The sequence below is a fragment of the Paracoccus haeundaensis genome, from assembly GCF_006239215.1.
Taxonomy (GTDB): domain Bacteria; phylum Pseudomonadota; class Alphaproteobacteria; order Rhodobacterales; family Rhodobacteraceae; genus Paracoccus; species Paracoccus marcusii.
In genome coordinates this window covers 115622-137602 of the sequence record NZ_VDDC01000005.1, presented here as the reverse complement: position 1 = coordinate 137602, position 21981 = coordinate 115622, and the positions used below count along the sequence as shown (strand labels likewise).

The 21981-nt window shown below is 67.2% G+C and carries 20 protein-coding genes and 1 tRNA gene; 11 read left to right on the top strand and 10 right to left on the bottom strand.

Annotated features, from left to right (window positions below):
* Positions 1 to 24: 24 nt before the first annotated feature.
* The 4 genes from FHD67_RS02615 to phaC all read right to left on the bottom strand — a co-directional run bounded on the left by FHD67_RS02615 (position 25) and on the right by phaC (position 3242).
* A tRNA-Ser gene (locus FHD67_RS02615) sits at positions 25 to 114 on the bottom strand.
* Positions 115 to 156: 42 nt separating this feature from the next.
* Entirely contained in the window at positions 157 to 735 is a 579-nt protein-coding gene (phaR, locus tag FHD67_RS02610) for a polyhydroxyalkanoate synthesis repressor PhaR (RefSeq protein ID WP_045981194.1), read from the bottom strand.
* A gap of 138 nt (positions 736 to 873) precedes the next feature.
* Entirely contained in the window at positions 874 to 1329 is a 456-nt protein-coding gene (locus FHD67_RS02605; RefSeq protein WP_045981193.1) for a hypothetical protein, read from the bottom strand.
* Between the two features lie 176 nt (positions 1330 to 1505).
* Positions 1506 to 3242, bottom strand: coding sequence for a class I poly(R)-hydroxyalkanoic acid synthase (phaC, locus tag FHD67_RS02600; protein WP_246071197.1), 1737 nt, complete (start codon positions 3240 to 3242; stop codon positions 1506 to 1508).
* Positions 3243 to 3619: 377 nt separating this feature from the next.
* Between phaC and phaZ the strand changes: the two genes are divergently transcribed.
* Positions 3620 to 4966, top strand: coding sequence for a polyhydroxyalkanoate depolymerase (gene phaZ / locus FHD67_RS02595; protein ID WP_045999480.1), 1347 nt, complete (start codon positions 3620 to 3622; stop codon positions 4964 to 4966).
* Positions 4967 to 5055: 89 nt separating this feature from the next.
* Entirely contained in the window at positions 5056 to 5529 is a 474-nt protein-coding gene (locus tag FHD67_RS02590) for a pyridoxamine 5'-phosphate oxidase family protein (RefSeq protein WP_045999481.1), read from the top strand.
* Here FHD67_RS02590 and FHD67_RS02585 read toward each other — a convergent pair.
* Together FHD67_RS02585 and FHD67_RS02580 are read right to left on the bottom strand one after the other, a co-directional pair.
* Positions 5511 to 6260 (bottom strand): alpha/beta hydrolase, encoded by a 750-nt coding sequence (locus FHD67_RS02585; RefSeq protein ID WP_139597724.1) that lies wholly within the window; start codon positions 6258 to 6260, stop codon positions 5511 to 5513. The genes FHD67_RS02590 and FHD67_RS02585 overlap by 19 nt on opposite strands.
* Complete coding sequence (locus tag FHD67_RS02580; protein ID WP_139597723.1) at positions 6257 to 7546, bottom strand: MFS transporter; 1290 nt, start codon at positions 7544 to 7546, stop codon at positions 6257 to 6259. The genes FHD67_RS02585 and FHD67_RS02580 overlap by 4 nt, the downstream gene beginning before the upstream one ends.
* A gap of 116 nt (positions 7547 to 7662) precedes the next feature.
* Between FHD67_RS02580 and thrS the strand changes: the two genes are divergently transcribed.
* From thrS to FHD67_RS02555, 5 genes are all read left to right on the top strand, one after another.
* Positions 7663 to 9609 (top strand): threonine--tRNA ligase, encoded by a 1947-nt coding sequence (gene thrS, locus FHD67_RS02575; protein ID WP_139597722.1) that lies wholly within the window; start codon positions 7663 to 7665, stop codon positions 9607 to 9609.
* A gap of 191 nt (positions 9610 to 9800) precedes the next feature.
* Positions 9801 to 10007 (top strand): cold-shock protein, encoded by a 207-nt coding sequence (locus FHD67_RS02570; RefSeq protein WP_042244736.1) that lies wholly within the window; start codon positions 9801 to 9803, stop codon positions 10005 to 10007.
* A gap of 74 nt (positions 10008 to 10081) precedes the next feature.
* The gene (locus tag FHD67_RS02565; protein ID WP_139597721.1) at positions 10082 to 11545 is read left to right on the top strand and encodes a class I adenylate-forming enzyme family protein; all 1464 of its coding nucleotides are present in this window, start codon (positions 10082 to 10084) and stop codon (positions 11543 to 11545) included.
* The gene (locus FHD67_RS02560) at positions 11542 to 12165 is read left to right on the top strand and encodes a DsbA family oxidoreductase (RefSeq protein WP_045999485.1); all 624 of its coding nucleotides are present in this window, start codon (positions 11542 to 11544) and stop codon (positions 12163 to 12165) included. The genes FHD67_RS02565 and FHD67_RS02560 overlap by 4 nt, the downstream gene beginning before the upstream one ends.
* A 61-nt stretch (positions 12166 to 12226) precedes the next feature.
* Positions 12227 to 13447, top strand: a complete 1221-nt coding sequence (locus FHD67_RS02555; protein WP_045999486.1) for a multidrug effflux MFS transporter — start codon at positions 12227 to 12229, stop codon at positions 13445 to 13447.
* A gap of 95 nt (positions 13448 to 13542) precedes the next feature.
* On the opposite strand, the gene FHD67_RS02550 is transcribed toward FHD67_RS02555, so the two are convergent.
* The 3 genes from FHD67_RS02550 to FHD67_RS02540 all read right to left on the bottom strand — a co-directional run bounded on the left by FHD67_RS02550 (position 13543) and on the right by FHD67_RS02540 (position 16464).
* Positions 13543 to 14316: an ATP-binding cassette domain-containing protein gene (locus FHD67_RS02550; RefSeq protein ID WP_045981184.1), complete on the bottom strand. Its 774-nt coding sequence runs from the start codon at positions 14314 to 14316 to the stop codon at positions 13543 to 13545.
* Positions 14313 to 15368 carry an ABC transporter permease gene (locus tag FHD67_RS02545; protein WP_045999488.1) on the bottom strand — a complete coding sequence of 352 codons (1056 nt, stop codon included), beginning with the start codon at positions 15366 to 15368 and terminating at the stop codon, positions 14313 to 14315. Before FHD67_RS02545 ends, FHD67_RS02550 begins: the two co-directional genes overlap by 4 nt.
* A gap of 73 nt (positions 15369 to 15441) precedes the next feature.
* Complete coding sequence (locus tag FHD67_RS02540; protein WP_369799399.1) at positions 15442 to 16464, bottom strand: sugar ABC transporter substrate-binding protein; 1023 nt, start codon at positions 16462 to 16464, stop codon at positions 15442 to 15444.
* Between the two features lie 125 nt (positions 16465 to 16589).
* On the opposite strand from FHD67_RS02540, the gene FHD67_RS02535 reads away from it, so the two are divergent.
* The 4 genes from FHD67_RS02535 (at position 16590) to FHD67_RS02520 (ending at position 20966) form a co-directional block, all read left to right on the top strand.
* Entirely contained in the window at positions 16590 to 17714 is a 1125-nt protein-coding gene (locus FHD67_RS02535) for an ROK family transcriptional regulator (RefSeq protein ID WP_176695031.1), read from the top strand.
* 153 nt (positions 17715 to 17867) lie between these two features.
* The gene (rpsD, locus tag FHD67_RS02530; protein WP_045981180.1) at positions 17868 to 18488 is read left to right on the top strand and encodes a 30S ribosomal protein S4; all 621 of its coding nucleotides are present in this window, start codon (positions 17868 to 17870) and stop codon (positions 18486 to 18488) included.
* Between the two features lie 466 nt (positions 18489 to 18954).
* Positions 18955 to 20043 carry a histidinol-phosphate transaminase gene (hisC, locus tag FHD67_RS02525; protein WP_139597719.1) on the top strand — a complete coding sequence of 363 codons (1089 nt, stop codon included), beginning with the start codon at positions 18955 to 18957 and terminating at the stop codon, positions 20041 to 20043.
* Positions 20040 to 20966 (top strand): prephenate/arogenate dehydrogenase family protein, encoded by a 927-nt coding sequence (locus FHD67_RS02520; RefSeq protein WP_139597718.1) that lies wholly within the window; start codon positions 20040 to 20042, stop codon positions 20964 to 20966. Before hisC ends, FHD67_RS02520 begins: the two co-directional genes overlap by 4 nt.
* Here FHD67_RS02520 and FHD67_RS02515 read toward each other — a convergent pair.
* A complete protein-coding gene (locus FHD67_RS02515; protein WP_139597717.1) occupies positions 20963 to 21970 on the bottom strand; it encodes a DUF2125 domain-containing protein in 1008 nt (335 codons plus the stop codon). The genes FHD67_RS02520 and FHD67_RS02515 overlap by 4 nt on opposite strands.
* Positions 21971 to 21981: the final 11 nt, after the last annotated feature.

Here is a 21981-nt window from a genome sequence, read left to right as displayed (position 1 = left end):
AGTGATGTTATGATTGATTGAATTTGGCGGAGCGAGAGGGATTCGAACCCTCGAGACGGTCTCCCGCCTACACACTTTCCAGGCGTGCGCCTTCGACCACTCGGCCACCGCTCCGTGACGCGGGTCTAGCCCGACGCACGGCGCGGTGCAAGGGGATCACAGCTTGGAAACGCGCTTTTGCAGTTCGGCAAGCTGGCGACGGATCTCGGCCATGTCGCGCTCGTCTTCGGGGGTTGCGGGGCCGGCGGGGGGCGTAGGCGTGCCATCCTCGCGTTCGGGGCCCGAGGCGCCACCGCGCCAGCCGCCCATCATCGCCTTGAGAAACATCTGCTGCTGGCGCTGCAGCGCGTCGAATCCCGGCATCGTGGCCATGGGATTGGGCATCGCCGCCATGTTCTCCATCAGCTTGGACTGTCCCTCGCGCAGCATTTCGAAGCTGGCGGCAAGGAACTGCGGGACGACCGATTGCGCGTTGGTCGTATAGCTGCGCACCAGGTCGGTCAGAACGTCCAGCGGCAGGACGCTCTCGCCCCGGCTTTCATGTTCGGCGATGATCTGCAGCAGGTACTGGCGGGTCAGATCGTCGCCCGACTTCAGGTCGATGATCTTGACCTCGCGGCCATCGCGGATGAAGCCCGCGATATCCTCCAGCGTGACATAGTCGCTGGTCTGCGTGTTATAGAGGCGGCGGCTGGCATAACGCTTGATCAGCAGCGGCGCAGTCGATGCGGCCATCCTGGGTTCCTTGAATTCATCCTGGCCGCCATGATGAATTCTGCACCCGCAAAACGCAAAGGAAAAAGCCCCGGCGCGCAAATGCGAACAGGGGCGACCGAAGTCGCCCCTGCCCGGTCGTTTCCGGTGATCAGGCGATCACTTGTCGGCGGTCGCCGTGGCGGCCTTCTTGACGGCGGTCTGGGTGTCACGGGCGGCCTTTTCAGCCACCTTCTGCGCATCCGACGCCATGTCCTTGCCGGCGGTCAGCATCAGGTCGACGGTGTCCATCTGGACCTTCTTGGCGACTTCGGCATAGGCAGCCATGTGCTCGGCGGCCATTTCGGCTGCGGCCGAGGCGAAATCGCTCATGGCCTTGGCGTATTCGGACGGGTCCTGCTTGACGGCAGCCAGCTCGCCCATGCGCGAGATCGAGTCCTTGGCCCAGCGGGCCGAGATCTCGGTCGAACGCTCGGCGGCGCTCAGCGCGACGCGGGCCAGCTTCTCGCCCATCATCGACTGCGACTTCATCGCGTCCTGCATCGAGCTGGTATCGATGGGAAAGTTCGCCATCATGTCCTGCATCGTCTTGGTCATATCGGGGGTCTTTGCCATGTCGTTCACTCCTGTGATGCAGCGACCGAGAGACAGAGGGAACGGGTCGCTGCGATCCATTCCATGCCACCAATATGAATGCTGCACCGCAGCATTTCAAGTATTTTTTCTGCGGCGCGGCGAAAATCCGGCGGGCCGGCGCAAGCCCTTGGAAAGTCCTGTGCGCCAGCCCCGCTTCAGCCTGCGCGCTCGTGGACATAGCGGCCAGGGGCGGGATCAAGACCCGCTCCGGGGTCGCGGGCGGGCACCATCGGACCGGCCCGCTCGGCCAGCCATGCACCCCAGGTCGGCCACCAGCTGGACTGCTGGAACGCGGCCGCGTCCTTCCAGTCCTGATGCGTGCCGCCAAAGCCGTGATCGCTGAGGTAGTGGCCGTATTTCTGCCGCGTGGGCGGGTTCACGATGCCCGCCACATGCCCCGATTGCGACAGGATGAAGGTCTTGTCCTTTGATCCCATCTGCGCCACCCCGCGCCAGCAATCCTTCCAGGGTGCGATGTGGTCACCCTCGCAGGCGACCGAACACAGGGGCACCGTGACGTCGGACAGGTGCAGGCGGTGGCCCAGCAGTTCGAACCCCTCCTCGGCAAAGGCGTTCTTCTGGCACAGGCCGCGCAGGTACTGTATCGCCATGCGTCCAGGAAGGTTGGTGCTGTCGCCGTTCCAGAACAGCAGATCGAAGGCCGGCGGCGTCTCTCCCATCATGTAGCTGCGGATGGCAGGGCCCCAGACCAGGTCGTTGGCGCGCAGGAAGCTCATGGTGCGCGACATCAGCTGCGCCCGCAGCAGGCCGTGGCGCTGGACCTCGGCCTCGATGCCGCCGACGAAATCGTCCTGCAGGAAGCTGGTGAATTCGCCCTGGTCGGAAAAGTCCGTCAGCGTGGTCAGCAGCGTGGCCGAGTTCACGCGGCGATCGCCCTTCTGCTTCAGCAGCGCCAGCGTCAGCGACAGCGTGGTGCCCGCGATGCAATAGCCGACCGCGTTCAGCCGCGCCTGTCCCGTCAGGGCCTGCACCTGGTCCATCGCGTCCAGATAGGCCTGGACGTACTCCTCCATGCCGGTGTCGGACAGGCTGGCATCGGGGTTCTTCCAACTGACGACGAACAGCGTCTGACCCTGATCCACCAGCCAGCGGATCAGACTGTTCTGGGGCTTCAGGTCCAGAATGTAGAACTTGTTGATCCAGGGCGGAAAGATCACCAAGGGCAGCGCATGCGCCTTGGGCGTCGTGGGCGCGTACTGGATCAGCTCGAACAGCGGCGCGCGATAGACGACGGTGCCGGGCGCGGTGCCGATGTTCTCTCCGACCGTGAAGGCGCGGCGATCGGCCAGGGACACGATCATCTCTCCGCCATGCTGCTCGACGTCGCGAACCAGGTTCTCTAGCCCCTTGACCAGGCTTTCGCCCTCGGTCTCGACGGCCTTCTCCAGCGCGTCGGGATTGGTCGCAAGAAAGTTGGTGGGCGCCATCATGTCGATGATCTGCGCGGTCATCCAGTGGACACGCTTGCGGGTCACGTCGTCGGGCAGGTCCAGCGTCGCCGTCGCATCCTTCAGCGCGCGCGCATTGGTCAGGTACTGCTTCTTGATCAGGTTGAAATAGGGATGGGTCTGCCACAGCGGGTTGGCAAAGCGGCGATCGGCGGGGCTGTCATCCTCGGGGGCGGTCAGCTGCCCAGTGGCCAGCGCCTTCTGCGCGCGGGCATAGTTCGACAGGGTCTGTCCCCAGAAGGTGACCTGCGTCTCGATCATCTTGGCAGGATGTTCCGCCAGCGTCTTCAGGAACGCGTTCGCGGCGGTCAGGTACAGCTCGGCACCCGGCCCCTCGACGCCGGGATTGGGCAGGTTGCGATCGGCCAGCGCGGCCATCAGGCGGTGACCCAGGGTCTCGATCCGCTCGATATTCTCGGCCAGCTTGTGGGCGGCGGGGGCGGGCTTGGGCGCCGCAACCTTAGCTTCGGCCTCGGGCGACGTGACCTCGACCCGCGGCGTCTCGATCTTGGATTCGGCGGCCTCCACCTTGGCCTGGGGCGTTTTCACCTCGACCTCCGGGGTCTTGGCCTGGGGCTTGGGCTTCGCGCGCGCCTTTGCGGTTGTTGCCGGTTTCGCACGTGATTTGGCAACATTTTTACCCGTCTTGTCCGGCTGTCTTGCCATGATCCGTAATCCCCCCTACTTATACGGTCATGATATGCGCAGGGCAGGCAAGGCGTAAACCCGGCTTCTGACCCCGTTCCCGCCGCCCCGTCGCGCGCAGATCATGTGCCGCGGCGCAGCAATTGTGGGGTTACATGTCGGTCAAAGGTCTTCGCGGCATCGTGTCCTATGACGCGATGGAGACGATTCGGAACACGAACGAATGGATGGGCGCGACCGCCCGCGCGATCGGGGCCTATCCCGCCTTCGCGCTGGTCCCGCATCCCGCGTTCCGGATGCTGGGGGCCTGGGGCCGTGTCACCGAACGCAGCTTCGCACGCATGGTGATCAAGCCCGACTGGGAGATCCCCCCTATCGCCGGAGAGGACGGGCAGGACCACGTCGTCTATGTCGAGCCGGTCTTGCGCCGGGCCTTCGGCGACCTGATCCATTTCCGCGTCGCCCGTCGCGACCCCCTGCCCCGCAAGGTCTTGCTGGTCGCGCCGATGTCGGGTCACTACGCGACCCTGATGCGCTCGACCGTGCTGTCGCTTCTGAACGATTGCGAACTCTACGTGACCGATTGGCACAATGCCCGCGACATTCCGGTCAGCGAGGGCAAGTTCGACGTCGAGGATTATACCCGCTACCTGGTCGACTTCATTCGTCACCTGGGCCCCGACGTGAATGTCATTGCGGTGTGTCAGCCGGCGCCCCTGGCCTTGGTCGCGACAGCCATCCTGGCGGAGGAGGAGCCGGCCGCGCAGCCGCGCACCCTGACCCTGATCGGCGGCCCCGTCGACCCCGATGCGGCCGCGACCGAGGTCACCGATTTCGGCAACCGCATCACCATGGGTGAGTTGGAGCATCTGGCGATCCAGTCCGTGGGCTTCAAGTATCGCGGTGCCGGGCGCATGGTCTATCCTGGGCTGGCGCAGCTGTCGTCGTTCATCACCATGAACATGCAGACCCATACCCGCGCCTTCATCGAACAGATCTATGCCGAGGCGCGCGGCACCGCCAGTGAAGGCGACAAGCACAACAAGTTCTATGACGAATACCTGGCGGTCATGGACATGACGGCTGAATTCTACCTGTCGACCGTCGAACGCATCTTCAAGAACCTCGAGATCGCGCAGAACCGTTTCACCGTCGACGGCCGTCCCGTCGATATCGGCAAGATCACCGACGTCGCCGTGATGACGGTCGAGGGGGCGAATGACGACATCTCGGCGCCGGGCCAATGCGTCGCGGCGCTGGAACTGTGCACCGGCGTGCCCGATGCCAGGAAGGTTCAGCATCTTGAACCGGGCGCCGGCCATTACGGCATCTTTGCAGGCAAGTCGTGGCGCCTGAACATCCGCCCGCTGGTTCTTGACTTCATTGACGAAAACGCAGCCCTTCCGGACAGCGTCAAGCCACGGCGCAAGCGTCGGGCCGGCGGCGCGGCCGCCGATTGCGGCGTCAACGATCCGGTCCATTCGGACAACGTCGCGGTCTGACGCCAGTCCCGCGGGACGGGGGAACCCGGTCCCGCGGATCGTTGTTTATCCCGCGATCGCCGCCTGATGCGGCACGAAAGGATCGCAGGATGACCGACCACAATCACCAGTTCTGGAGCCGTCTGGACGACATCAACAGCGGCATGCTGGGTGTGACCCAGGATTCGCGGCTTGTTCCGATGTCGCATTATACCGACCGCAAGGTCGGCGTGCTGTGGTTCATCACCGCCAAGGACACCGACCTGGCCCGCAGCGTGGCATCGGGTCCGCAGGATGCGATGCATGTGGTCAGCGATGGCGGCCAAGGCCTTTACGCCCGCATCCACGGCACCCTGTCCCTGTCCGACAACCGCGCCAAGCTGGACGAGTTGTGGAACGCAGTCGCCTCCAGCTGGTTCGAGGATGGCAAGCAGGACCCCGACGTCCAACTGCTGCGTCTGGACCTGACCGAGGCGGAAGTCTGGGCCACCGGCGGCAGCATGGCCTTCCTGTACCAGATCGCCAAATCCAAGATCACCGGCGACAAGCCCGACATGGGCGACCACTATTCCCTGACGTTCTGAACGACCTCCTCGATCGTCGCGACGATCAGGTCCAGACAGTCGGGCGAGGAGAACCGGTGATCGGCCCCCTTGACTAGGGTCAGCCGCAGATCCTCGCCCGACGCATGGTCCAGCAGGTCCATCGCCCAGGACACCTGCACATCCGCATCCGCTGTCCCCTGCAGCATCCGCGCCGGAAAAGGCAGCGAAAGCGGCTGGTTCAGGACCAGTTGGTCGCGGCCATCCTCGATCAACCGGCGCGTCACGACCAACGGCTCTCCGTACTCGCTTGGCAGGGCAATGCGGCCGTCGCGCATCAGCGCCTCGCGTTGACCGGGTGAAAACCCGACCCAGAACCCGCTTTCGGTGAAATCAGGCGCCGCGGCAATCGTGACAAGCCCGGCAACGCGGTCCGGGATCGTCCGTGCCATCAGCAGGCTGATCCACCCGCCCATCGACGATCCGACCAGAACCTGCGGGCCCTGTGTCAGCGCCTCGATCGCTGCACGGGCATCGGCGGCCCAATCCCCAATACAGCCCTCTTCGAACACGCCATCGCTGGCGCCGTGCCCGGAATAATCGAACCGCAAAAAGGCACGCCCCTGCGCCGCCGCCCAGTCGCGCAGATGGACCACCTTCGACCCCTGCATGTCGGACCGGAACCCGCCCAGGAAAACGATTCCGGGGCCCTGCCCCTCCAGGCGTTCATAGGCGATGCGCCGTCCCGTATCCGTCGTCAGATAATTCGTCATTCGCTCACCTCGTCCAATCCCCATGCGACCCAGGCCCCCAGGGCCGACGCCGCGGCGAAGGCGGCCACCGCCCAGTGCGCGCCCAGCACCGCCAGCCCCGCAGAGGCGGCGCCGGCCACCAGCAGGACAACACCGACCACCAGGTTCGACACCGCGGTATAGGCGGCGCGTTGATCATCGGGCGCCATGTCGACCAGATAGGTCGTCCGCCCCTGCCGCACGCCGTGATAGGCGATCATCAGGCCGAACAGAACCACCGCGATCGCGCCCGTCACCTGTGCCAGCCCCACCGCGGCCAGAACCAGGGCCGCACCCAGGGCGATTGCCCCCGCGACGCCCGACCAGATCAGCACCCGGCGGGCCGACCGGTCCGACATCCGCCCCCAGACCCAGGACGAAAGCAGGGATGCCAGCGCCGATGCCAGCACCAGAAGGCCCAGCTGACGGTCTCCCTGTCCCGCCGCGGCCAGCACCAGCAGATAGGGCGGCGCCAAGGCCGATCCCACCAGCAGCGACCGCGCTACGATGAACCGGGCCAGCTGTCCATCCTCACGCACCAGACGCAGCTGGCCGATGGACTGCGACAGGCTCAGCACCTCCTCACGCGGCTGCGCCTCCTCGTCCAAGGTCGCAAAGATCGCACCGCCCAGGTTCCAAGCGACGCCCGCCAGCGCCACCGCGCCGATGACCAGCACCGCCCGGTCCAGCGGCTGCCACAGCAGCAGGCCGGCAAAGACGATGACCCCCGCGGCACCTACGCTGCTGGCGAAACCCGTGGCAGCGCCGCGCCGCGACTTGCCCACCGTCTTGCCCAAGACATCCTTGTAGCTGGCCGAACAGACCGACCGCGCCAGGGCCAGCACCGCTAGGGCCGCGATGATGGCCCCGCCCGCGGCCGGCCCCTCTATCGTCAGGGCGATGCCCGCGATGGCCAGCGCCGCCAGACCCTGCACGACGCTGCCCACGGCCCAGGCCCATTTGCGTCGCGGCAATGCGCCGATTGCCCCTGCGGTGAACAGTTGCGGCAGCAGCGACCCGGCCTCGCGGACGGGCACCAGAAGGCCGATCACGCCCGCCCCAGCCCCCAGATGGGTCAGCAGCCAGGACAGAACCAGTTTCGCGTCGACCAGCCCGTCCGCCAGCTTGGACGCCGCCAAGGACAGGATGTGGCGCAGGAAGTTGCGCGGCTCGACCCGGCTCTGGGCGTCGGACAGGCCGCCGTCGCTGTCGGGGTCCTCAACCAGACGCTCGAACAGTTGCTCCTCGAAATCGCTGTGGTGGCTCATGCTGGCTTCCCGTGTGTTGCCGTAATCTTGACTAATCGCGCGGGCACGTCCATGCCTGCCCGACCATAACCCGCAACCGGGCGTTCCGTGGGCGCCAAACCGACGAGGAGGACAACATGTCCCAGATCACCCTCACCTTTCCCGATGGCAATGCGCGCGACTATCCCGCCGGCGTGACCGCCGCCGAGGTCGCCGAAAGCATCGCGCCCAGCCTTGCCAAGCGCGCCATTTCCGCCAGCCTGGACGGCAGCCACATCGACCTGGCTTGGCCGATCACCGCCAGCGGCCAGATCGCCATCCATTCGATGAAGGACGAGGCGCAGGCGCTGGAGCTGATCCGCCACGATTTCGCCCATGTGATGGCCCGTGCGGTCCAGGCGATCTGGCCCGACGTCAAGGTCACCATCGGCCCCGTCCGCGACCACGGCTGGTTCTATGATTTCGACCGGGCCGAACCCTTCACTCCCGACGACCTGGGCGCGATCGAGGCCAAGATGAAGGAGATCATCAACGCCCGCGAACCCGTCCGCACCGAGATCTGGGACCGCGACCGCGCGATTGCCCATTACAAGGCGGCGAACGAGCCCTTCAAGCTGGAGCTGATCGACCGCATCCCAGAAGGTCAGGACCTGCGCATGTACTGGCACGGCGACTGGCAGGACCTGTGCCGCGGTCCGCACCTGCAGAATACAGGCCAGCTGCCTGCCGATGCCTTCAAGCTGACCCATATCGCCGGGGCCTATTGGTTGGGCGACGCGACGCGACCCATGCTGCAGCGCATCTATGGCGTGGCCTTCCGCAACCGCGACGACCTCAAGGCGCACATGACGATGCTGGAGGAGGCCGCCAAGCGCGACCACCGCAAGCTGGGCCGCGAGATGGACCTGTACCACATGCAGGAGGAGGCGCCGGGCCAGGTGTTCTGGCACCCGAACGGCTGGAACATCTATACCACGCTGCAGGACTACATGCGCCGCAAGCAGCGCGCCGACGGTTATGTCGAGGTCAACACGCCCCAGGTCGTCAGCCGGAAATTGTGGGAAGAATCAGGGCACTGGGAGAACTATCAGGAAAACATGTTCATCGTCGAGGTCGACGAGGAGCATGCCAAGACCAAGACCATCAACGCCCTGAAGCCGATGAACTGCCCGTGCCACGTTCAGATCTTCAACCACGGCCTGAAATCCTATCGCGACCTGCCGCTGCGCATGGCCGAGTTCGGGTCCTGCAACCGCTATGAACCCTCGGGCGCGCTGCACGGCATCATGCGCGTGCGCGGCTTCACCCAGGACGACGCCCACATCTTCTGCACCGAGGACCAGATCGAAGCCGAGACCAAGAAGTTCATCGACTTCCTGGCCGGGATCTATTCCGACCTGGGCTTCGAGGGCTGGCGGATCAAGCTGTCGACGCGCCCCGAAAAGCGCATCGGCACCGAGGAAAGCTGGGACCGGGCCGAGGCCGCCCTGGGCAACGCCTGCAAGGCCGCGGGCCATGACTACACGGTTTTCCCCGGTGAGGGCGCCTTCTACGGGCCGAAGCTGGAATTCGTGCTGACCGACGCCATCGGTCGCGACTGGCAATGCGGCACGCTGCAGGTTGACCCCAACCTGCCGGAACGCCTGGATGCGGAATATGTCGGTGCCGACGGGCACAAGCACCGGCCCATTATGCTGCACCGCGCGGTGCTGGGCAGCTTCGAGCGTTTCATCGGCATCCTGATCGAGAACAGCGCCGGCAAGCTGCCCTTCTGGCTGGCGCCGCGTCAGGTGGTCGTGGCCTCGATCGTGTCGGATGCGGACGCCTATGTGCACGAGGTCGTGGCCGCCTTGCGCGCCCGCGGCATCCGCGCCGAGGCGGACATCCGCAACGAAAAGATCAACTACAAGGTCCGCGAACATTCCGTCGGCCGCGTTCCCGCGATCCTGGCCATCGGCATGAAGGAGGTCGAGGACCGCACCGTCTCGCTGCGCCGCCTGGACGCGCAGGGCAGTCGCACCGTGACCTTGGACCAGGTCGTGGCCGATCTGGCGGCCGAAGCCACGCCCCCGGACCTGCGTTGAACCCCGCCTGCGTCAAACGCGGCACCAGGGGGCCGCGTTTGACTCTTGCGTTTTGCAACGATTCGGGCATCCTCTCAGTCGCGTGAGCGAAGACTTTCTACCGCCTCCCTCTTGGGCAGCCGGAAGACCGAAAGCGGGCTGCACGGCCTGGCGCAATCCTGCGTCGGGATGACTTGAAGGAGAATACGGTTATGGCGACCGGAACGGTAAAATGGTTCAACTCGACCAAGGGCTTCGGCTTCATCGCGCCCGATGACGGCGGCAAGGACGTGTTCGTGCACATCTCGGCCGTGGAACGTGCCGGGCTGACGGGCCTTCAGGACAACCAGAAGATCGCATTCGAGCTGCAGTCCGGCCGTGACGGCCGCGCCTCGGCCAGCGATCTGAAACTGCTCTGATCCGCCATCGCGCGTGATCCGGACGGCCCGTTCGCGCGGGCCGTTTTTTATTGGGCGACAGGCAGGACGCAGGAATGAACCTGGCCGAACATGTGCTGCGGGCGGGGCAGGCTGTCCCGGACCACCAGGCTCTGGTCGTCATGGGCGCGGACGACGCGCAGATCTGGACCCATGGCGATCTGCGCCGCGCGGTGCTGGGCACGGCCACGGGCCTGACGCGCGCGGGCCTGCGCCCGGGCGACCGGCTGCTGATGCGGCTGGCGAACCGCCCGGCCTTTCCCATCGCCTATCTGGGGGCAATCGCTGCGGGGGTGATCCCGGTGCCGACCTCGGCCCAGCTGACCGGGGCCGAGATCACGCGCATCGCTGCCCGCATCGCACCCGCGATGATCGTGGCCGGCGCGGGCGTGCCCCTGCCCGACCATCCCGCCCCCGTCCTGACCGAGGGTGACCTTGACGGCATTGCCACGCTTCCCCCGGCCGATTTCGCCCAAGGGTCCGCGGATCGCCTGGCCTATATCGTCTTCACCTCGGGCAGTTCGGGCCAGCCCCGGGCCGTCATGCACGCGCATCGCGCGATCCTGGCGCGGCAGGCGATGATGCAGGGCTGGTACGGGCTGCGCGTCGACGATCGCCTGCTGCATGCCGGGGCGTTCAACTGGACATTTACCCTTGGCACCGGGCTGCTGGATCCGTGGACCCTGGGGGCGACGGCATTGATTCCCGCCGACGGCACCCCGATCGAACGCATCCCCCTGCTGGCCGCGCGTCACGGCGCGACGATCCTGGCCGGGGTGCCCGGTGTCTTTCGCCGGATGCTGCGCGCGGACTGGCCCCCGATTGCCACCCTCCGCCACGCCCTGGCCGCCGGAGAGCGGTTGGACCCCGGCCTGCGCACCGCCTGGACCGCCCGCACCGGCACCGACCTGCACGAGGCGATGGGCGCCTCCGAAATCTCGACCTTCCTTTCGGGCAGCCCGTCCCGGCCCGCGCCCCACGGCACGGCGGGCTTTCCGCAGCCCGGCCGTCATGTCGCGATCCTGGGCGACGATGGCCCCCTGCCGCCGGGACAGCCGGGCGCGCTGGCGGTCCGGCGCGACGATCCGGGCCTGTTCCTGGGCTATCTGGACGATCCCGACGCGACGCGCGCCTGCTTTCGCGGCGACTGGTTCGTGACCGGCGACATGGCGCAGGCCGATGATCGCGGCGCGATCACGCTGCTGGGGCGGGCCGACGACATCATGAATGCCGGCGGCTTTCGCGTCGCCCCGCCCGAGATCGAGGATCACCTGGCCAGCCATCCCCATGCGGGTGACGTGGCGGTGGCGGAACTGCCCACCGCGCCGGGGGTCAGCATCGTCGCGGCCTTCTGGACCGGTGCCGCGACGCCTGACCAGATGCAGGCTCTGGCCGAGGCCGGCCTTGCCCGCTACAAGCAGCCCCGCGCGTGGATCCCGTTGGACGCGCTGCCGCGCACGCCCACCGGCAAGATCAACCGCCGCGCCCTGCGCGAGGCGCATCGCAAGGACCGACCATGACCCGCCTGGACATCTTCGCCGATCCCGTCTGCCCCTGGTGCCTGATCGGCAAGGTCGAACTGGATCGCGCCCTGGAAAGCCGCCCCGATCATCCCTTCGCGATCACCTGGCACCCGTTCCGCCTGAACCCCGCCATGCCGCCCGAAGGGATGGACCGCGTGGCCTATCTGCGGGCCAAGCTGGGCGATCAGGTCGATGCCGCCGCGCGCGCGCTGGCGGAACGCGCCGCGGCCCTCGGCCTGACGCTGAACCCCTCGCCGCGCGAACCCGACACGACCGATGCGCATCGCCTGATGCACTGGGCCGGGCTGGAAGGTGCACAAGGCCGGGTGATGGCCGGCCTGCTGCGGGCGCATTGGCAGGATGCCCAGGACATCGGCGATGCGTCCGTCCTGTCGGCGATCGCCGGGGCGGCCGGCATGGACCCTGCCCTGACCGCGCGCCTGCTGGCCAGCGACGCCGACCGCGACGAGGTCGCCCGTCGCGAATCGCACGCCCGACAGCGCGGGATCTCGTCGGTCCCGACCTTCATCGTCGCGGATGCCCATGCGGTCAGCGGCGCCCAGCCCGCTGAATTGTGGCAGAGCGTCATCGACGAGATCATGGCAGCATCCCGTTAGCGTCAACTTGCAGACTCTGCAAGATGGGCCTATCTGAGGGTCTGACCCAACCGGTGACCCCATGACAGACGTTTCCCACCCCGGGCTTGCGCAACAGCAGCGCCTGCCCCTGCCCGAATTCATCGCGATGCTGGCATTCCTTTTCGCCACCATCGCCTTTTCCATCGACGCGATGCTGCCTGCATTGCCTGACATCGCGGCGGACCTGACGCCCGACAACGTGAACCGCGCCCAGCTGATCCTGACCACCTTCGTGGCCGGGATGGGACTTGGCACGCTGTTCGCGGGCCCGCTATCCGACGCGCTTGGCCGCAAGCGCACGATCACCATCGGCTTTGGCATCTACATCGCCGCGACCATCGCCGCGATCTATGCCGATTCGCTGGAGCTTCTGCTGGTTGCCCGCTTCGTGCAGGGCCTCGGCGCCGCCGGTCCGCGCATCGTGGGCCTGGCCCTGGTCCGCGACCTCTACGAAGGGCGCGAGATGGCCCGGATCAGCAGCTTCGTCATGATGATCTTCATCATGATCCCGGCTGTGGCGCCGACGCTTGGTGCGGGGATCATCGCGATCTCGGACTGGCACGGGGTGTTCCTGGCCTTCATCGCCTTCGCTTTGATCGGCGCGTTGTGGCTGAACATCCGCCAGGCAGAGACGTTGCCCCCCGCCGCCCGCCGTCCGCTGCGCATCGGCACCCTCTATGCCGCCGCGCGCGAGGTCCTGTCCGACCGCCAGGTGATGCTGGCGACGCTGATCCTGACGCTCGGCTTTGGGCAGATGTTCGGCCTGCTGTCCTCGGCCCAGCAGCTTTTCGGCGAAACCTACGGCAAGGGAGAGAACTTCCACCTGTGGTTCGCCGCCATGGCGCTGCTGTCGGGGTCGGGAACGGTACTGAACGCAACCTTCGTGATGCGCTTTGGCATGCGGCGGATCGCGAAATGGGCCTACGTGATGCAGACCATCGTGTCGGGACTGGCGCTGACGCTGATCCTGTCCGGCGTGCTGCCGCAGGGATTGGAGTTCCCGGTCTTCTTCTTCTGGGCGGTCAGCGTGTTCTTCATGGCCGGGGTGACCTTCGGCAACCTGAACGCACTGGCGCTGCAGCGCATGGGCCATATCGCCGGCATGGCCGCATCCATCGTCGCGGCGATCTCGACGCTGGCGGCGGTGCTGATCGCGGCCCCGGTTGGACTGCTTTATAACGGCACGGCGATCCCAGCGATCACGGCGACGCTGATCTGCTCGGGCCTGGCCTGGGCGCTGATGCGGCGTCTGAACGACTGAAGAAGGGCGGGGCCTTGCGGTCCCGCCCGTTCGTCATGGAACCGCCCACGGGGGGTCCGGGGGGCTGGCCCCCCGGCCGTCGCGGGACGCAAGGCTCAGGCGGCAACCCCTTCGGGCGCGCGCGCGCCGGTCATGTAGGCCACGGCATCCGACATCGAATGTTGCTTGGGGTCGATCACGCACAGCCGCTTGCCCAGGCGGTGGATGTGGACGCGGTCCGCCACCTCGAACACGTGCGGCATGTTGTGGCTGATCAGCACGATCGGGATGCCCCGCGACCGCACGTCCTGGATCAGGTCCAGCACCCGGCGGCTTTCCTTGACGCCCAGGGCGGCGGTCGGCTCGTCCAGGATGATCACCCGGCTGCCGAAGGCCGCCGCCCGCGCCACGGCGACGCCCTGGCGCTGACCGCCGGACAGGGTCTCGACGGGCTGGGCGATGTTCTGGATCGTCATCAGGCCCAGTTCGGACAGCTTGGCGCGGGCGAAATCGTCCATCGCCTGCTTGTCCAGCATCCCGAACCACTGGCCCATGATGCCCTTCTTGCGGATCTCGCGCCCCATGAACATGTTGTCCGAGATCGACAGCGCGGGCGACAGGGCCAGCGTCTGATAGACCGTCTCGATCCCCATCTTGCGGGCATCCAGCGGGCTGTCAAAGCTGACCACCTGGCCGTTCAGCCGGATCTCGCCCTCGTCGGGCTTGACCGCGCCCGAGATGGCCTTGATCAGGCTGGACTTGCCGGCGCCGTTGTCGCCGATCACGGCAAGGATCTCGCCGGGATAAAGGTCGAAGTCGGCGTGATCCATGGCAGTCACACGGCCGTAGCGCTTGACCAGGTTGCGGGCGGTAAGCAGCGGCTCGGTCATGACGACACCTTTCTGATCCATTGGTCAATGGCGACGGCGAAGATGATCAGCCAGCCGGTCGCAAACAGCTGCCACAGCACGTCCACACCCGCCAGCCGCAGGCCCGAGTTGAACACGCCCACGATCAGCGCCCCGATCAGCGGCCCCACGATCGACCCGCGACCCCCGAACAGCGAGATGCCCCCGATGACCACGGCCGTGATCGATTCCAGGTTCGCCTCGAAGAACGACGTCGGGCTGATCGACCCCACGCGACCGATGGACGACCATGCCGCCAGGCCGCAGATCAGGCCCGCCACGACATAGACCGACAGCAGCACGCGCTTGGTCTGAATGCCGGCCAGCGCGGCCGATTCCGGGTCGTCGCCGACCGCATAGACCCGCCGCCCCCAGGCGGTATAGTACAGCGCATAGAACAGCACCGCGAACACAACCAGCATCAGCACCACGCCATAGGTCAGCACGGCGCCGCCCAGGTTGAACCGGGTGCCGAAGAACTTCAACAGCGGCGCGTCCATGTCCAGGGTCTGGCTGCGGATCGTCTCTCGACCCGACAGGTAGTAGTTCAGCGCCAGGAACACGTTCCAGGTCCCAAGCGTGGTGATGAAGGGCGGCAGCTTCAGCCGCGTGACCAGAAAACCGTTCAGCGCGCCGGTTCCCGCCCCGCAGGCCAGGCCGACCAGGATGGCGATCGGGACCGGGATGCCGAAGTTGACCGCCAGCTGCCCCATCACGACCGAGATCAGCACCATGACCGCGCCGACTGACAGGTCGATGCCCGCGGTCAGGATGACCAGCGACTGCGCCGCCGCCAGCGTGCCGACGACGGCCACCTGCTGCAGGATCAGCGACAGGTTGAACGCCGAGAAGAAGTTGGGAGAGATCAGCCCGAAGGCGATCAGCGACAGGACCAGCACGATGACCGGAACCATGGTGGGATACTGGTGCAGGAAATGCTGCACCCGGTCCAGCGTGCTGCGGTGACGATGGTCGAACTGCGCGACCTTCTCACCGGCAACGCGCTCGACCACGGGATCGGGGGTGTCGGACATCGGGGACCTCGTGGCGTGTCACGGAAGGCGACGGCGGCCAACCCGCCGTCGCGACGTCATGCGGCGGGGGGCATCAGCCCCAGCACTGCTCCAGGCCTTCGGCCACGCTGATCGACGGCACGCCCTCGACCGGCTTGTCCGTGACCAGGTTCACGCCGGTGTTGGTGAAATCCAACCCTTCGCTGGTTTCCGGCTTGGTGCCGTCGGCGGCAAAGGCCGCGATGGCCTCGATGCCCATCGACGCCATCAGCAGCGGATACTGCTGGGCGGTGGCGCCGATCACGCCCGCCTCGACGTTCTGGACACCGGGGCAGCCGCCGTCGATCGACACGATCAGGGCGTTCTCTTCCATGCCGAAGGACTTCAGCGCCTCATAGGCGCCGGCCGCGGCCGGTTCGTTGATCGTGTAGACCAGGTTGATCGCCGGATCGCGCTGCATCAACGCCTCCATGGCCTGCTGACCGCCTTCCTCGTTGCCCGAGGTGACCTCGTGGCCGACAATGCGGGCATCGTCCTCGTCACCGATGACGTTCTCGTCCTTCACGTCGATGCCAAAGCCCGCCATGAAGCCCTGATCGCGCAGCACGTCCACCGACGGCGCGCTGGCCGACAGGTCCAGCATGGCGATCTTGGCATCCGCCGCAGCATCGCCCATCTGGCCCGCGGCCCAGGCGCCGATCAGGCGGCCCGCCTCGCGGTTGTCGGTGGCAAATGTCGCGTCGGCTGCATCGATCGGGTCCAGCGGCGTGTCCAGCGCGATGACCAGGATCCCCGCCTCGCGGGCCTGGCCCAGCGATTCGGTGATGGCCTTGGTGTCGGACGCGGTGATCAGGATGCCCTTGACGCCCGCCGCGATGCAGCTTTCGACGGCCTGCTGCTGGGTCTCGTGGTCGCCGTCGATCTTGCCGGCAAAGGTCATCAGCTCGATGCCCAGCTCCGCGGCCTTGGCGGTGGCGCCTTCCTTCATCTTCACGAAGAACGGGTTAATGTCCGTCTTGGTGATCAGGCAGGCCTTGGTGGCCTCTTGCGCTTGGGCAAAGCCTGCCGACAGGGCAAGCGCGGACACCGCGACGGATGCGCGGATAACGGTTTTGATGGTCACTTGACTAACTCCTCCAGCACGACGGTTCCTCGGCCGTCTTGATGTTACAAAGCACCAGAAGATTGCGCTTGTCAATAAATCAATCATGTTGATTAATGCGATTCAGGAGGACGGAACCCATGCCCCTAGATCGTGACGGCCCCGGCGCGCTCAGCCGGAACGAACGGCTGATCCTGTCGCTGATCCGACGGCGGGGACCGATGCCGCGCGCGGCGCTGGCGCAGCTGACGGGGCTGTCGGCACAGTCCATCACCAACCTGACGCGCAAGCTGATGATGGCGGGCTATCTGGATGCCGGTGCGGTGGTGCGGGGCAAGGTCGGCCAACCCTCGACCCCGCTGGCGCTGGCCCCGGACGGGGCGTGGTTCCTGGGGCTCAAGATCGGACGCCGGCTGGTCGAACTGGCGCTGGTCGATTTCGCGGGCCGCGTGCGCATGCACCGCCAAGAGGTCTATGCCCATCCCACCCCCGACCGCGTGCTGGCATTCGCGCGTCAGGGGCTGGACACGATGACCGCATCGCTGGACCCCGGCCAGCGCGCACGTCTGATGGGCCTGGGTGTCGCGACCCCCTATCGGCTGTGGGACTGGGGCCAGGAGATGGCCGACTGGCTGGACCACGACCTGCAGGCCGAACTGTCGCGCAGCCTGCCCGTCCCGATCTTCGTGGAAAACGACGCCACCACCGCCTGCGGGGCAGAGCTGATCTTCGGCAAGACGGATCTGCCGCGGGACTTCATCCATATCTACATCGCCCATTTCGCGGGCGGCGGGATCGTCCTGGACGGCGCGCTGCGCCATGGTCCGACCCGCAACGCGGGCGCCCTGGGGTCGATGCCCATTCCGGTCGTGGGCGCACAGGGCGGCCAGCTGCTGGAAAAGGCCTCGGTCTCGGCGCTGGAGGCCCTGATCGGACGGTCCCTGCCGCCAGACGATTCGGGCTGGGACGTTCCCACCGGGATCGAGGCGGAATGGGCCGACCAGGCGGGCCGGGCGCTGGCCTTCGTCGCGCTATCGGCGGTGGCTCTGGTCGATCTGCCGCTGGTGGTGATCGACGGGGCGGTACCGCCCGCGACGCGCGCGCGGCTGGCCCAGGCGACCCGCGTGGCGCTGGAGGGGATGCCGACCGCCGGCATCGACCGTCCGCAGGTGATCGAGGGATCGCTTGGCCGCAGCGCGCGCATCCTGGGGGCCGCGGGGCTGCCGCTGGCGCATTTCTTTCAGCCGGACGGGGCGCTGGACTAGGGCGATTGCGGTTGACACCGGGGCCTGCGCGTCTATACGGCACGCTTCGTTGGTGTTGGTGGACCCCGCAAGGGGAACCCTGTCAGGCCCCGGATCGCAAGACCCCTGGGCCAAAGGACAACGCCCTTCGCAACCTGTTGAAGGAGATCAGCCGTGACCAAACGCACGTCTGCCAAGTACAAACTCGATCGCCGCATGGGCGAGAACATCTGGGGCCGCGCCAAGTCGCCCGTCAACCGTCGCGAATACGGCCCCGGCCAGCACGGCCAGCGCCGCAAGAACAAGCTGTCGGACTTCGGCACCCAGCTGCGCGCCAAGCAGAAGCTCAAGGGCTACTACGGCGACCTGACCGAAAAGCAGTTCCGCCGCATCTATGCCGAAGCCGAGCGGATCCGTGGCGACACCGGCGAGAACCTGGTCGGCCTGCTGGAGCGCCGCCTGGACGCCGTCGTCTATCGCGCCAAGTTCGTGGCGACCATCTGGGCCGCCCGCCAGTTCGTGAACCACGGCCACATCCAGGTCAACGGTCAGCGCGTGAACATCGCGTCCTACCGCGTCAAGGAAGGCGATGTCATCTCGATCCGCGAGCGTTCGCGCCAGCTGGCCATCGTGCTGGAAGCCGTCGCCCTGACCGAGCGTGACGTCCCGGACTATCTGGAAGTCGACCACAACAAGATGACCGCGACCTTCGTGCGCACCCCGGCCCTGGGCGACATCCCCTATGCCGTGCAGATGGAACCGAACCTGGTCGTCGAATTCTACGCGAAGAACTGATCTTCGCCAGATCGACCGTCTTTGGGCCGCATCTTCGGATGCGGCCTTTTGCATGGCATCGCGCCCATTTTTCCGATCGTCGTTCGATCAGGATCGGCTGGCGGGGCGGCGTTCGTCCCCTTTGGACTGCCGTGATGGCCCACATCCAGCGCGGACCCTTTGAACTGACCGCCCCAACCAATCCCGGTTCTGGCCGCTTGACCGGAAACGGGGCTTGGATCGCGCATCCCAGCGGTCATCGGGCCAGGATTGGCTTTGGCCCCATCGGATTGCGGATCTGTGCATCATTGATCGGGACACGGTCATCCGCTGTGGCGGCGATGGCATCGTGCTGCGCCATGTCGACATCCCGCCGATCAACGCAGCGGAATTCGTCCTTGCCCAAGCATGCGGCACGCGACGGTTTGGGGGCTTTCCTTGGCATCGGCACGGCACTAAACGGGGCCGGACACAAGGATGGACCCCCATGACCCAGACCCCCGTGCAGCCCGGCATCATGGATATCGCGCTTTACGTCAGCGGCGAAAGCACGCTGGCGGGCCGCGACGACGTGCTCAAGCTGTCGTCGAACGAGAACCCGCTTGGCCCCAGCCCCGCGGCCCAGGACGCGTTCCGCCGCGCGGCGGGCGATCTGCACCGCTATCCGGCGACCGATCACGCGGGCCTGCGCGCGGCCATCGGCCAGGTGCACGGGCTGGATCCGGACCGCATCATCTGCGGCGTGGGCTCGGACGAGGTGCTGCAGTTCGTGGTTCAGGCCTTTGCCGGTCCGGACGACGAGGTCATCACGACCGAGCACGGCTTTTCGATGTATCCCATCCTGGCACGCATGGTCGGCGCGATCCCGGTGACCGTGCCGGAGGACACGCGCCGGGTCGATGTGGACGCGATCCTGGCCGCGGTGACCGAGCGCACACGCGTCGTCTTCATCGCGAACCCGGCCAATCCGACCGGCACGATGCTGGGCGCGGACGAGTTGCAGCGCCTGGTCGACGGCCTGCCGCCGCAGGTGTTGTTCGTCCATGACGGCGCCTATACGGAATTCGCCGACGGGTTCGACGGCGGCGCGTCGCTGGTCGACCGGCATCCGAACGTGATCATGACGCGGACCTTCTCCAAGGCCTATGGCCTGGGCGGGCTGCGCATCGGATGGGGCTATGCCGCGCGCGCGGTGATCGACGTGCTGAACCGCATCCGCCAACCCTTCAACCTCTCCAACGCCCAGATGGAGGCCGCACGTGCCGCCGTCCTGGACCGCGACTTCACCGACCGCTGCATTGCGCTGAACGCGCGGATGCGCGACCGGATTCGGCAATCGCTGATCCAGATGGGCATCGGCTGCGACGAAAGCTTCGCCAATTTCGTGCTGGCCCGCTTTGACAGCCCCCAGACCGCGGCCGCGGCCGATGCGGCACTGCGCGCCGAAGGCATCCTGGTGCGGCGCGTGGGCGGATACGGCCTGCCCGAGGCGCTGCGCATCACCGTGGGCGACGAGGCGGCCGTGACGCGGGTGCTGGACTGCCTGGGCAACTTCATGCAGGGGCGCGCGCAATGACCCAGGTCTATGACAAGGTGGCGCTGATCGGGCTGGGCCTAATTGCGGGATCGATGGCGCATGCCATTCGCGACGGCGGCCTGGCCGGCCGCGTCACCGGCTATGCCCGCAGCCAGGCGACGCGCGACACCGCACGCGAGATCGGCCTGTGCGAGGTCTGCGACACCGCCGCCCTGGCGGTGGCCGGCGCCGATCTGGTGGTGCTGGCCGTCCCCGTCGGCGCCATGGCCGAGGTCATGGCCGAGATCGCGCCCCATCTGGCCCCCGGTGCCACGATCACCGATGTCGGTTCGGTCAAGCAGTCGGTCATCGACGCGGTCGCCCCCTGCCTGCCGGCAGGCGTGCATTTCATCCCCGGACACCCGCTGGCCGGCACCGAACATTCAGGGCCCCGCGCGGGCTTTGCCAGCCTGTTCCGCAACCGCTGGTGGCTGTTGACGCCGCTGGCCGACACCGACCCGGAGGCGCTTGCGCGGCTGGACCGGCTGATCACCGCGATGGGCGCCAAGACCGACCGGATGGACGCCCCCCATCACGACCTGGTCCTGGCCGTGACCAGCCATGCGCCGCACCTGATCGCCTATACGATGGTGGGGGTGGCCGACCACCTGCGCCGTGTGTCCGGCGAGGAGGTGATCCAGTATTCCGCCGCCGGTTTCCGCGACTTCACCCGGATCGCGGCCAGCGACCCGACGATGTGGCGCGACGTGTTCTTGCACAACAAGGAGGCGACGCTGGACATCCTGGGTCGCTTCACCGAGGAGCTGTTCGTCCTGCAGCGCGCGATCCGCATGGGCGACGGCCAGCAGCTGCACGACTACTTCACCCGCACGCGGGCGATCCGCCGCGGCATCATCGAGGCCGGACAGGACACCGAGGCGCCCGATTTCGGCCGCACCCCCGGCGCCCGACCCGCGGGCTAGATCGCCGGGGCGGGGCCGATCGGCACACCGCCCAGGATCAGCTGGCCATCGCGCATGATGACGGCCACGCGCAACTCGCCCTCGGCCGCTGCGGGAAAGTCGGGGCCGGGCAGCGTGTCGTCCAGTTCCGCCCGCGACAGCTGCGACAGTCCCGCCCGCAGCAGCATCGCGGCCTGCGCCGGGATCAGCCCCAGCCCGGTGGCCATCCCGATCATCGCATCCGCGTCTGCGGAATACAGCGCCACCTGCCCTTCGGCCAAGCCCTGGTCGTCGCGCGACAGGCGACCCACGATGCGCAGGCCGATCGTGTCGGCGCGCAGGTCCAGACCGGCGGTCTGCCAGCCGACGATCTGCGGCGCGGCGTCGCCGGTGACCGTGGGCGTGCTGTCCAGCCAGATCCGCAGCGGCCCCGTGACCGACAGCGGTCCGGGGATCGGACCGGGGTCCAGCCCCAGCTGCGCCAGTCCGCCGACCTGCAGGTCGGTCAGTCCCAGATCGAGGTCATAGGCGGCGCGCGCGGGGCGCGGCGCATCCGATCCCAGCCCCGCCAGCCGCGCCTGCAGCGACAGGCCCTGCGCCAGGGGCTGGCCGTCCAGCGTCAAGTCGCGGGCCTGCACGTCCAGCCGGTTGGGCGCCATGCCGTTCAGAGGGGACAGGGCCATGCTGGCCACGGGTGCAGACAGGCCCAGCTGCCTCACCTGCCCGCCTTGGGTAACCGCCGCCCCGTCGGGCAGGTCCAGCCGCGCGGTCAGCGGCGACGCAGGCGACAGGAACAGGCGCGCCCAGGGCAGGCTGATGGAAAGCGCCGGGTCCGACCAGGACGGTTCGGACAGCGCGACGCCGATCCGGCGCGGATCGCGCAGGGGCGAAACCGATGCGGCCTGCAGCGCCGGGTCCTGCGCGATCAGTGCGGCCACGCGGTTGCAGGCCAGCGTCTCGGCGCCCAGCCAGCCGCCCGCCAGCAGCGCCAGCACCAGTCCCGTCCCGATCACCATCCCGCGCATGCCCGCCCTGC

Coding starts and splice junctions, on each gene's coding strand:
- FHD67_RS02545 (WP_045999488.1), bottom strand. CDS start 15,368: ATGTCCGACACCCCCGATCCCGTGGTCGAGCGCGTTGCCGGTGAGAAG.
- FHD67_RS02520 (WP_139597718.1), top strand. CDS start 20,040: ATGACCCAGGTCTATGACAAGGTGGCGCTGATCGGGCTGGGCCTAATT.
- FHD67_RS02590 (WP_045999481.1), top strand. CDS start 5,056: ATGACCGACCACAATCACCAGTTCTGGAGCCGTCTGGACGACATCAAC.
- phaZ (WP_045999480.1), top strand. CDS start 3,620: ATGTCGGTCAAAGGTCTTCGCGGCATCGTGTCCTATGACGCGATGGAG.
- FHD67_RS02570 (WP_042244736.1), top strand. CDS start 9,801: ATGGCGACCGGAACGGTAAAATGGTTCAACTCGACCAAGGGCTTCGGC.
- FHD67_RS02535 (WP_176695031.1), top strand. CDS start 16,590: ATGCCCCTAGATCGTGACGGCCCCGGCGCGCTCAGCCGGAACGAACGG.
- FHD67_RS02560 (WP_045999485.1), top strand. CDS start 11,542: ATGACCCGCCTGGACATCTTCGCCGATCCCGTCTGCCCCTGGTGCCTG.
- hisC (WP_139597719.1), top strand. CDS start 18,955: ATGACCCAGACCCCCGTGCAGCCCGGCATCATGGATATCGCGCTTTAC.
- FHD67_RS02585 (WP_139597724.1), bottom strand. CDS start 6,260: ATGACGAATTATCTGACGACGGATACGGGACGGCGCATCGCCTATGAA.
- FHD67_RS02580 (WP_139597723.1), bottom strand. CDS start 7,546: ATGAGCCACCACAGCGATTTCGAGGAGCAACTGTTCGAGCGTCTGGTT.
- FHD67_RS02550 (WP_045981184.1), bottom strand. CDS start 14,316: ATGACCGAGCCGCTGCTTACCGCCCGCAACCTGGTCAAGCGCTACGGC.
- FHD67_RS02565 (WP_139597721.1), top strand. CDS start 10,082: ATGAACCTGGCCGAACATGTGCTGCGGGCGGGGCAGGCTGTCCCGGAC.
- phaR (WP_045981194.1), bottom strand. CDS start 735: ATGGCCGCATCGACTGCGCCGCTGCTGATCAAGCGTTATGCCAGCCGC.
- FHD67_RS02555 (WP_045999486.1), top strand. CDS start 12,227: ATGACAGACGTTTCCCACCCCGGGCTTGCGCAACAGCAGCGCCTGCCC.
- FHD67_RS02515 (WP_139597717.1), bottom strand. CDS start 21,970: ATGCGCGGGATGGTGATCGGGACGGGACTGGTGCTGGCGCTGCTGGCG.
- FHD67_RS02605 (WP_045981193.1), bottom strand. CDS start 1,329: ATGGCAAAGACCCCCGATATGACCAAGACGATGCAGGACATGATGGCG.
- thrS (WP_139597722.1), top strand. CDS start 7,663: ATGTCCCAGATCACCCTCACCTTTCCCGATGGCAATGCGCGCGACTAT.